This window comes from Sideroxydans sp. (assembly GCF_054604835.1).
Map to the genome: position 1 here is coordinate 1 of NZ_JBTSFG010000015.1, position 9,966 is coordinate 9,966.

Annotated in this window: 11 protein-coding genes; 3 read left to right on the top strand and 8 right to left on the bottom strand. The window is 54.4% G+C overall.

Annotation, left to right across the window (positions count from 1 at the left end; all coding sequences use genetic code 11):
• The coding region (locus tag ACYCZ5_RS13665) for an EAL domain-containing protein (RefSeq protein ID WP_461545355.1) at positions 1-2,234 on the top strand (2,234 nt) is incomplete at its 5' end.
• Positions 2,235-2,639: 405 nt separating this feature from the next.
• Here the strand turns inward: ACYCZ5_RS13665 and ACYCZ5_RS13670 are convergent.
• From ACYCZ5_RS13670 to ACYCZ5_RS13705, 8 genes are all read right to left on the bottom strand, one after another.
• Positions 2,640-3,473, bottom strand: coding sequence for a DUF3800 domain-containing protein (locus ACYCZ5_RS13670; RefSeq protein WP_461545356.1), 834 nt, complete (start codon positions 3,471-3,473; stop codon positions 2,640-2,642).
• A 429-nt stretch (positions 3,474-3,902) separates the two neighbouring features.
• Positions 3,903-4,157, bottom strand: coding sequence for a WGR domain-containing protein (locus ACYCZ5_RS13675; RefSeq protein ID WP_461545357.1), 255 nt, complete (start codon positions 4,155-4,157; stop codon positions 3,903-3,905).
• A complete protein-coding gene (locus ACYCZ5_RS13680) occupies positions 4,112-6,085 on the bottom strand; it encodes a tyrosine-type recombinase/integrase (RefSeq protein WP_461545358.1) in 1,974 nt (657 codons plus the stop codon). The genes ACYCZ5_RS13675 and ACYCZ5_RS13680 overlap by 46 nt, the downstream gene beginning before the upstream one ends.
• Before the next feature lie 4 nt (positions 6,086-6,089).
• A complete protein-coding gene (locus ACYCZ5_RS13685) occupies positions 6,090-6,353 on the bottom strand; it encodes a nicotinamide mononucleotide transporter (RefSeq protein ID WP_461545359.1) in 264 nt (87 codons plus the stop codon).
• Positions 6,350-6,598 (bottom strand): hypothetical protein, encoded by a 249-nt coding sequence (locus tag ACYCZ5_RS13690; RefSeq protein ID WP_461545360.1) that lies wholly within the window; start codon positions 6,596-6,598, stop codon positions 6,350-6,352. The genes ACYCZ5_RS13685 and ACYCZ5_RS13690 overlap by 4 nt, the downstream gene beginning before the upstream one ends.
• A 16-nt stretch (positions 6,599-6,614) precedes the next feature.
• On the bottom strand, positions 6,615-6,977 hold the full coding sequence (locus ACYCZ5_RS13695) for a hypothetical protein (protein WP_461545361.1): 363 nt from the start codon (positions 6,975-6,977) through the stop codon (positions 6,615-6,617).
• A 29-nt stretch (positions 6,978-7,006) separates the two neighbouring features.
• Positions 7,007-7,525, bottom strand: a complete 519-nt coding sequence (locus ACYCZ5_RS13700; RefSeq protein WP_461545362.1) for a metal-dependent phosphohydrolase — start codon at positions 7,523-7,525, stop codon at positions 7,007-7,009.
• Positions 7,526-7,819: 294 nt separating this feature from the next.
• Positions 7,820-8,797 carry a ParM/StbA family protein gene (locus ACYCZ5_RS13705; protein ID WP_461545363.1) on the bottom strand — a complete coding sequence of 326 codons (978 nt, stop codon included), beginning with the start codon at positions 8,795-8,797 and terminating at the stop codon, positions 7,820-7,822.
• A 306-nt stretch (positions 8,798-9,103) separates the two neighbouring features.
• Here ACYCZ5_RS13705 and ACYCZ5_RS13710 point away from each other — a divergent pair, with 306 nt between their 5' ends.
• Both ACYCZ5_RS13710 and ACYCZ5_RS13715 read left to right on the top strand, forming a co-directional pair.
• A complete protein-coding gene (locus tag ACYCZ5_RS13710; RefSeq protein ID WP_461545364.1) occupies positions 9,104-9,832 on the top strand; it encodes a hypothetical protein in 729 nt (242 codons plus the stop codon).
• The coding region (locus ACYCZ5_RS13715; protein ID WP_461545365.1) for a UvrD-helicase domain-containing protein at positions 9,829-9,966 on the top strand (138 nt) is incomplete at its 3' end. The genes ACYCZ5_RS13710 and ACYCZ5_RS13715, both read left to right, overlap by 4 nt.

Sequence of the window (9,966 nt, forward strand, 5' to 3'; positions counted from 1 at the left end):
TGGAATCCCAATGGTATTTGGGTGCCTATGCCAAGTATCTCGTCGACCTCATGCCTGAAATATGGCAAAGACTAGAGGGGAATCACGAAAAATTCATTGCCGCACTACAGTCACTACTCAAAGTTGTGCTACTGGACATGGGGCTTGCCATAGACACTTATATCCACGCCGACCGGCGGGCGATTCTGGCGCTCAAAGAATATGCAGAACTGGTGTTCTCCGCCATTCCGGACGGGTTGTGCGTTCTAACCTCAGACTTCACCGTGCTTTCTGCAAATTGCGCATTTCTCAAGCGATTCGGTTTGCGTGATGCCGATATTCAAGGGCTATCCCTACTTTCCATCGTGGCTGCCCATGGGCTCGATACCAAGCTCTGCGAGGTTCGGGAATCCGGCATGACGCAGCGCGATCTGCTGCTCGACATGGGGCTGGTAGGAGAATCTACGCGCAATCTTGTGCGCGTTACCATCTCTGGCATTCATCTTGCGGAAGAAGAAGAAGAAGAAGCCCGTTTGCTCATGATTGTAGAAGACATCACAGAACAAATTCAATTGCAGCAGGCGCTCCAGGAGAGCGAAGCCACGCTGCTACGCGCGCAGGAGGTTGCACACATCGGAAGCTGGCGGCTCGATTTCAGGGAGGGGACGCTATCGTGGTCGCCCGAGGTCTATCGAATTTTTGGGTTGCCGCAAAATGAGCTTGTCAGTTTTGAAACCTTCCTCGCTTGCGTCCATCCGGATGATCGTGAAACGGTAGAAGTAGCCTGGAAGGCCGCGCAAAAGGGTGATGCCTTCCAGATTCAACATCGCATCATTGCTGGCAATACTGAACGCTGGGTAGAAGAGCGAGCCGAATTCGAAATTGATGCTGATGGAAACTCACTCAGAGCGATCGGCACTGTTCAGGACATTACAGAGCGCAAGGCCGCCGACACGAAGATTGAACATCTGGCCTTTTATGACCCTTTGACTGGATTGCCCAACCGCGCACTGTTCATGGATCGCCTTAAACACGAGCTCTCCGCAGCCGAGCGACGCGGCCAGCGACTTTCCTTGTTATTCCTTGATTTGGACAGGTTCAAGGAAATCAACGACACCCTTGGGCACGACGCCGGAGATCTCATGCTTACTGAAGTCGCGCACCGCTACAGTCAGGCAATGCGGGGAGACGAAACGCTTGCGCGGTTGTCCGGAGACGAGTTTGTGATTATCGCATCCGACTCGGGCGAAGCGGCAACCCATATTGCCGAACGCATAGCACGTGCACTTGCCGAGCCCATCTCCATCAACGGCCATAGCTTCATGATTACAACCAGTATCGGAATCGCCATCTTTCCAGAAGATGGCCGCACTTCAGAGGAATTGCTCAAGCATGCCGATATTGCAATGTATCTCGCCAAGGGCAGCGGCAGTGGCCACCGCTTCTACCGTGCCGAAATGGGCGAAGACCTCGCCAGAAAACTTGCCATCGCACAACGCCTCGAAAGTGCGCTCGCCGCTGGAAAACTTCAACTCCACTACCAACCGCAGGTGCGTTTGCAAGATGGCAAGCTCGTCGGCGCAGAAGCACTGGCGAGATGGCATGACGATGAGTGGGGAGTTGTCAGCCCATCGATCTTTATTCCGGTTGCCGAAGAGCGAGGTTTGATCTCAAATTTGGGAGAATGGGCGCTACATGAGACATGTTGCCAAGTACGGCGATGGCAGGAATGTGGACGCCCAATACCTGGAAAAGTAGCAGTCAATGTCGCGGCTAAGCAGTTCGAGGATGATGACTTCATTGACCGGGTATTGCGGATCGCACGTGAAGCTGCCGTATCCCCTTCAGCAATCGAGCTTGAGTTAACCGAAAGTGGCATGATGCGCGACCCGGAGCGCGCTGTCGAGATCACGCATGCACTGGCATCTGCAGGCTTCGCATTATCCATCGACGACTTCGGCACCGGCTATTCTTCGCTAGCCTATCTCAAGCGATTCCCCGTGAACAAGCTGAAAATCGATATTTCCTTTGTTCGCGACATGCTGAACGACCACAACGATTACTCAATTGTCAGCACGATTATCGCTATGGGCAAGAGTATGGGGCTGGAAACGCTCGCTGAAGGCGTAGAAAACCCCAAACAGGCTGAAGTCCTTTTGTCGCTTGGATGCCGACTTGCGCAAGGTTATCATTTTGGACATCCGGTAGCTACTGACGCTTTCGAGAAAAGATGGCTTTCCAACTCTGGTCAATAACATGCAACGGCTATTTGCAATCCGAGGCTGGATGGACACCTTACGCACCGTGAAAATCATGCGCTGTTATGTGCAATACTTGGCTGACTGGGCTTGCCCCGAGGTGATTCTCTTTTGAGCAAAACTTGGTTGGATTCGTAATCAATTCAGATTCAGCACGATGCGGAAAATTTAGGCTAACGGCCCTTAGTCTGCAATTCGGCGAGGAGCTGCCGGTGGAATCCAGATGGGCCTAAGGCGGGTATGGAATCGTCACCGGCCATAGGTGCGGGAATCATCCCGAACGGCGGCTTTCACGAAACTCGACTGCGTGCTCTCGATCCGTTCTGGATATTAGGCTTGGAAAGTAATTCGAGCCCCCGCTACGGGCTCAACACAGGTAAATAGCTGTGATGGTGGAGCTGATTATGCGAACAAATAATTTCCAGTTTTATGTGGATTCGCAATAGTAACACCCCAATTTTTGGTTCCATTAACTGTGCAATGGTACTGCATCGAATTAAGCCGCTTTTTATACCTTGCATGAATCGCGGCATAGTGTGAATGAGTATGGGCGTTGTTCACAATCCCATTCAGCAATTTGTGAGCCGCCATTGGGGCAAGGAGCGATGAACAGAGTAAATCCGCCATTTGCAAACATGCGTGATTGTTACTTATTCCGAAAGTTGGAATCTCTTGAATAAGCGGATAAGAGTCACCGGCAGATTTATGTTTCTGGGTAAATACTGAATGGGAGACATATGAATTCTTCTTGGGATCCCGAAAATCGGCAATGAGCATTCCGCTGTGATCGCCTTTTTGCGTTAAGTACTCCTGAAATCTGGCGCAAATATTCTGCATTGTGATGCTGTAAACAGATTTATCGCAGATTGGAACATTGAACTGCTTTATCCAAATACGTGAAACTATTTTGGCGTCATATTTTTTCAGAATTGCCAACATATCGTCTAAAAACCGAAAATGATGTTCAACAATTTTTGAGCTTAGCGGGTTATCACGAATCTCAGTCCGTAAATCCGACCCCTTAATTTCATGAAGTAGAACGTCCAGTCTGTGAGTTACGTTCGCAAATGCACTTGGGTAATACCTGCGCTTAAGCCCCGTAAAATCGACTGTAATCTGGGGTATGTGCTGAGCCTTTATTAGCAAACCGCTTATGACTAACAATGGTTGAGCAAAATGAGTTGCATGAAGAATTGCTTGTGAATCGCCGGATTCATCGACATAACACAAATACATTTCAATCCTTTGAAAAGAGAACGGCCACCTGATGGTGGCCGTGGTCCACTTTCGTGGTATTTGACGTCAGAATTAACCGACATCGATATCGGCATAGCCGAGTTGAACCAAGTCTAACTGCTGAAATTGTTACCTGTCAATATGTTTGTCAACCACATGTTTGTTCGATAAGGATATTTGTTTTGTCCGGCTGATTATGGGCAGCCTAACCTGCACCTGCCAGATGGTCAATATACCGAAATATCTAGATACTTCGAATTGCCACTTCTGTTAAGGGTTGTCAGATACCTGTCCGCTGAGGGCGCCCATGCAACCAGCCACCAAATGGGTGAAATTCCTGTTGGGATGCTCATATGCCATTTGGACAAACAGCAGTGCCAGTGCATCTCGCACTCCGCAGATTCTCCAGCCTGAATGATGCGCAAAAAATCATCTGCGCCTGTACCCATGCCTTTCGCGGGTGCGCATAATGCGGCGAATCTCTTCCAAGGCATCGGACTCGTTGAGGAATACTTGCTGTTTCGCCCCGCCTCTACGATTGCTCAGGCCATACCAGCGCCGGCGCAAGATGAAGGCCCCAAACAGATCTTCGCTCAGCTCGACCTGGTATCCGCGCTGATTGCTCTCGAAGCGGAGTATCACGCTGCCCTCTTGCTGTGCCCTGCGCTCTCCACGGCACGCCACATGTTCTCATCGGAGGCATCGGTATAGATGCTGGTCGTTTGCAGGCTGGTATGGCCCAGCAATCGCTGAATGACGTTCAGCGGCACACCGTTCAGCGCCAGATGGCTGCCACAGGTATGGCGCATCCAATGAACAGTCGCTTGCTCAAATGCTTTCGCCTCGATGTTCCGCCCTTCTTCCTTGAGTTTTCTGGCCACGTCCTCAAAGAACCCAGCCAGCGACTTGGATAGTGCGCTGGTCGTTACCCCCTCAGTGCTGGTCAAGCTTGCGATGAGCGGCGTCTCGGGTGGATTGCTTAGGATGTCCGGATTCAGCCCACGATGCTCAAAGTAGATTTTCAGCGCATCGATGGTGTCCGATGGGATCGGCACAGGACGCCACTTGTTGCCCTTCCCCAGAACCTTGAGCATCCACCTTACCCCCACGCCATCGGTGAGCGGCATGGTGTAAATACGGCCAATAGTCGCGTCCACCAGCTCCGAGATGCGCATACCGGTGGCATAAGCAAACGGGAGGATGAACTTCAGCCTCTCATTTTGTTTGCTAATCGGCTGGCCAGCCAGATACGCCATCAGGTGTTCCCATTGGCCGACAGAGAAGGCGCGCATGAACTCAACCTCTGGCGCCGGTTCGTCGGCATTGGCCTGCAGCGTCTTCGACACCCCGACCCACGGATTGAATGCGCAGTAATGCACGCGCACCAGCCACTCATACAACCCGCTGACCACGGTGATCGCATATTTCACGCTGCGCGCCGACAGCGCCCCATCAAACGGCTTCCAGCCCTGTTTGTGGCGAGCAATGCCCTTCTCCCCTAGCCACGATGCTTGCGCAATACGGAAGGGCCACTGTGCATCTTCTGTGCGGCCGAGCATGGATAGCCAGTCCCGGTAAGCGGCGCAGTCATCGACCGACAGGCTGGATAGCGCCTTGCTGCGCTCCAACACTGCCCATAGCAGCATCCGTTCGGCTTCCTTCTGATATGCGCGCTGCGTGTTCGTATTACCGGACTTCGTGGCCAGCCACGCAAAGATGGCCTGGTAATCGTTGGTGGCATCGATGCGAGGTGCACCCGGATAGCGGTTCGACCCGTTCTGTCCATCGAGGTCTGCCGGCGCAGCAAACGATTCGAGCGGAACAATCCCTGTGCAGGTCTGCCGCCTTTGAATGAGCACGTTGGTCGACATACTCCGCAAGGGCACAAGCGATTGCTCTGGAAGCGCCCCCAGAGAGGCTTCATAGCCACACAGCCACGCCACGATGCGCGCGGCACCCTTCTCCCCCAATCTCGGCACACCGACCCACCAGCGGTATCCGGCATTGGCAATGCGATCCATGAGCTCACCCAGCGTAGCCATCTTGGCCAGCAGCAGCCGCTTCGAGATCGTTTCGTCGAACCATGCAGCCACCCAGTCATCGCGCACCGGGTCGGCAGCGATCAGTGGTTCGATCCATTTCAGGGCTTCCAGTTGCCGGTTGATCAGGCGCTGACGCTTCTGTGCCTGCGTATCGACCGACTGGGGATGTGCTTCGAGGTAGGCTTGGATCAGTTCCTTTTCCGTGTAGAAACCGTTCGGGTCGAATTCGGCCCGAAAATTCTCCAGCGATGGGATCTTGGTCGCAGCCTCGACAGGCCCTATGATCGCCACGCGCAGACGGATCAGGTGGGCTTCCCGATGCTTGCCATGGCGCAATGCGGCCTGGCGCAGCGTGTCCAGAATCCATACCAGCGTTGACTTGGCGCGACGAAGATCCATGCCGGTCTCAAGATACTTGTCGGCCATGTCGCCGATATCGAGTCCCTGCAGGCTTGCCCTGAAAAATGCGATGTGATGCCGTCCGATCTTTCGCTGCACGAGATTGCTGCTCACGGATTGAGCAGCACCTCGATCACCCGCGTACTCGTGGTGAGAGAAGGCCTTGTTCACAATCTTATCCACCATTTTTGTGGATAGATTTGAGCGTGAGGCGCGGAACGACCAGCCACTTCCAAATACCCATCAGGCTTGTGACCGTGAAGCCGAGCTGCTGGACCACCAACCCATTGGCATGCGTCAACAGGCCGTATGCTATCCAAGCCACATTCGACAGGATGAATAGCACCCATCCCCATGCCGAATGGCGAGAATTGGTGGCCAGCAATGCTGCGCCGCACAGTCCGATGATGCACCCTGCCCATTCAATCAACTCGATCATTCAACCCACCTCTTCAGCGCTTCCAGATGTTCGCCTTGGAACACGTCACGCCTCACCGCATTCAATTTCCGATAATTCATCCCGGCCAGCGCCTCGCAGAGTCTTTCCGCGTCCGGATGCAACAACCGTTGTGCCGTGTACTCGGGATGTGCTGCAGAACACTTCCGTATTGCCTCCCCCAACTGTTCCAGCGACACCCATTCATGAGATAGGGCACGCGACATCACTGCGGTCTTCTCGCTCATGATTTCTGACTTCCCGCTAGCCATCTGGATACAAGCGGCGCATTTCTGCTTCATGCTCCCGATCCCAGCGATAACGCACCTCTCCGGCCGCGTTGCTCATGGCGTCGGCGAGTTCGATCATGCGCGGGAAGTTCTCGACGCACCAACGGCCAGCGATCCGCAATTCCTCGGTTTCGCCGTAGCGCGCGTACTCGTGAAGCATGGCAAAGACCGCCGCCGAATACTTGTCGTCGAGCGGTGCCAATATCTCGCTGATCGAGAAAGAGTTCCGGCTGTTGTACAGCGACAGGATGCACTTCACCATTGCTGATTGACCGCTTGTGCCGTGGTGCTGCTTGGCCAGATCAAGGCCGGCAAGATAGGGATTGCTAATATCCATTTGCGGAAACATTTCCTTTGGGGCGTGGCTCAACGTTGTAGAAAATGGAAACGATCCATGAACTGGTCCTTGGCAGTCTCCGGCGCCAGCGGCCAGATTCGTCCATTCATCGGCTTGGCAGCAACAGGCACTTTGTGCAGCACGCGCCCGGCCGGGAACAGATCGCGCACTTCAGTCACCAGTAGGATGTTGTCGGCCTCTTTGACGGCCGGGCTGGGGCTCTCCGGCAGACCGAAGTGCACGCGGATCGCCCAATCGAATCGCGCTTCAATCTCCTTGTAGTCAGGCAACTGGCGCTTCAGTGGGGTCGGAATGTCCTTGATGTAGGCTTCGGCCGCATCGTGCAGCAGCGCCTCGATGGCCAGCTCCGGCAACACGATGCGACTGCACAACACGGAGTGCTGCGCGACTGAGTAGAAATGCGAGGCGTGACCTGCATACCTGCATTCGCGCGAGAGTGCGGTGGCGATATCGACAATGTGAACATCGTCCGGCGACGGATCCACGAAGTCGATCTGCCGACCTGACCAGGTTGTGAGTTTCGTCATTCTTCCGCCTGCCTGAAAACGTTTCGAGCGATGGACTTGGCGGTGCTGCTTGCCGGGTTTCCGGTTGCTGGCTGGGAAGACTGGGGAGCTGGTGTCGCCGGCTGTCCGGATGCCGGAGCCGCTGGCGCATGGAATCGGCCATCCTTCATGAAGGCCAAACCCATTGCGGCAAGGAATCGCAACCGCTCTGCGCGAGCACGTGGCGAATGCTGGGCCAGCTCTGCCTCCAGCTCCGGGTATCCCTCGAAATAGTTGATGGTTATCCTCATAACACCTCCCGGCATTCACCAGCCATTACGCTGCTCCGCCGTGCCAGAAGCCGCGTGCGTTGGCGAATACGGAATCTGTGGCAATCGTCAGGGGCGTTTTATTGAATGCTTCCTTGATGGCGGTCTCGAACAAAGGTGCGCCGCCGCCGACCATCACGATGGCATCGACTGCGGATTCTTCTTTGCGCAACGAAGCTTGCAGCTGGGCACTGACGATATGTCCAACCGTTGCCGAGGCAGCGGCCAGATAGGGGCCGATGTCCACGCGAGTGCCGTGCACGGATACTGTGTTCCGACCGGAGCGCACGGCGTTTTCCATCTTGCTTCGGCCCGGCCCGCTCCCGTAATCCTTGCCGATCAGTGCGCTGGCTTCGTCCAGGATGACCGAGGTGGCATCGAGGCTGGTACCGGACGAGCCGCGCTTGAACTCGCCATTGACCAGCAGCACCCAGTCCACAGAGAAGAAGCCCGGATCGATGACCAGAACCGAGGCATCCTCGATCTCGGAAGGATCTGCGAGGTGGTTGAGGTAGTCCACGAATCCACCCAGCGGCTGAGGCACGATCTTCACGTCCTTGACGACGATCTTTTTCTTGGGGGTGACTTGATGCTCCCCCTTCATCGTCTTGACCAGGTGTTTGCGCAGCCCGTCATCGAAGTATTGGCTGGTGGGGAGACCCGTCACCACGCGGTCGATCTCCGACATCCCGGACAGCAGCAGACCGGCATTGAAGAGAGCGCGGTAGGAATCGGTGGAGGTGTAATCCTTGTGCAGTTCGCGCGCCCAGTTCTCAAGGCGATCATGACTGCAACCGGCCACGTATTCCTTGCCATCCACCAGAACGCGCAGGGGGTCGTCTGCGCCGGACGACATGATGCGTTGACCGATATGTTCAGCGGGGGCGGCACCAGCCGGACGACTTACAAGCGCCGGTTCCTTGCCGACCTCGCCGAATGCCACCTTCAAATTCGAGTAACCAATATCCAGTCCGACAATTTGCACAGCATTCTCCTTGTGTGTAGTGAAATTCCAGCCTACCCACAGGCGTCCTATAGAACGTCTTGCCTTAACAACCACCTCATCATCAACACGTCTGCAAAGCGGCTGGAGTGATTCTTGATGCGCCTTCGTGCTTCCTTTGCGTGCTGTAGTGCGCCTGTGGAGCGTGTGGCGATTATCTGGAGATGCCCCATAAAAATCCTTGAAATACGGTCCAAATTTGAACCGCAATTCGCGGATTTTCTTGAGGAGCTACGGCAAAGTCAGGATCGCAATACCCATCCCATTCATTTATAAGGAACGACGACCATGGCTGAGAAAGTGGCAGAAAAGAAGGTGGCAAAGAAAGCAGAGAGTCAGGCTGCAAAACGCAAGATCCAGTTCAGCAACCCATTCATGCTCAGAACTTTGTCGTTAAACACGACTCCCGCCCAACTGGCTTTTGATACCGCATTCGATGAGTGTGCTGTTTCGCTGCGCCAGCTGAGTACGGTACTACCCGCCATTGTTAAGAATCAAAGCGACATGATGGCCGTGAAAGGAGCCGTCGATCACTTGATCAACAATGCCCTGGCGGAGCTGCGCAAGGAAGCTGCTCAAATCAAGAAGATCGCCGAGGATAATGGCATCGAGATGGGCAGACTCAAATACACCAGTGTGAATCAGAAATCAGCGAAACTTACCTGTAACAAAGCTGGCCAGTATCTGCAGCTCATCATAGAGCTGGATGAATTGATCTGCCTCGTCCACTCGGCATGGTTCGCCGGTTTCATTGCAGATGACGTGAAATCCAGCATGGAACGCAAGTGGCGCAGAAAAGTTATCAGCGTATCCGCCGAAATCGGCAGCATCACAAACCGCGCATTCAAGGCTCACAACAAGTCTGCCGACGATGCCGAACACGAACAGGATGTAGAAGCTGGCTTGGGCGATAACTCTTCTGGCGTCGATGGGGATGAGGTCTCGCCCCCTGAAAAGCCGAAGCGCACGAAGAAGGCTGCCGCCGCAGCTCAACCTGCTGAAGCTGTCGTTGCTTGATCGAACTCAACCAATATCAATCTCGCGCCATCACAGCCGAGGGACATTGCTCGATTCTGGCTTGTCCAGGATCGGGCAAGACCAGCGTGCTTTCCATGCGCGCAGCCCGGCTCCTCTCTGAAAACAAAACCGGC

Excerpts from the sequence above, each read along its gene's own strand:
- ACYCZ5_RS13670 (WP_461545356.1), bottom strand. The coding sequence starts at position 3,473 with ATGTATTTGTGTTATGTCGATGAATCCGGCGATTCACAAGCAATTCTT.
- ACYCZ5_RS13685 (WP_461545359.1), bottom strand. The coding sequence starts at position 6,353 with ATGATCGAGTTGATTGAATGGGCAGGGTGCATCATCGGACTGTGCGGC.
- ACYCZ5_RS13690 (WP_461545360.1), bottom strand. The coding sequence starts at position 6,598 with ATGAGCGAGAAGACCGCAGTGATGTCGCGTGCCCTATCTCATGAATGG.
- ACYCZ5_RS13695 (WP_461545361.1), bottom strand. The coding sequence starts at position 6,977 with ATGGATATTAGCAATCCCTATCTTGCCGGCCTTGATCTGGCCAAGCAG.
- ACYCZ5_RS13700 (WP_461545362.1), bottom strand. The coding sequence starts at position 7,525 with ATGACGAAACTCACAACCTGGTCAGGTCGGCAGATCGACTTCGTGGAT.
- ACYCZ5_RS13710 (WP_461545364.1), top strand. The coding sequence starts at position 9,104 with ATGGCTGAGAAAGTGGCAGAAAAGAAGGTGGCAAAGAAAGCAGAGAGT.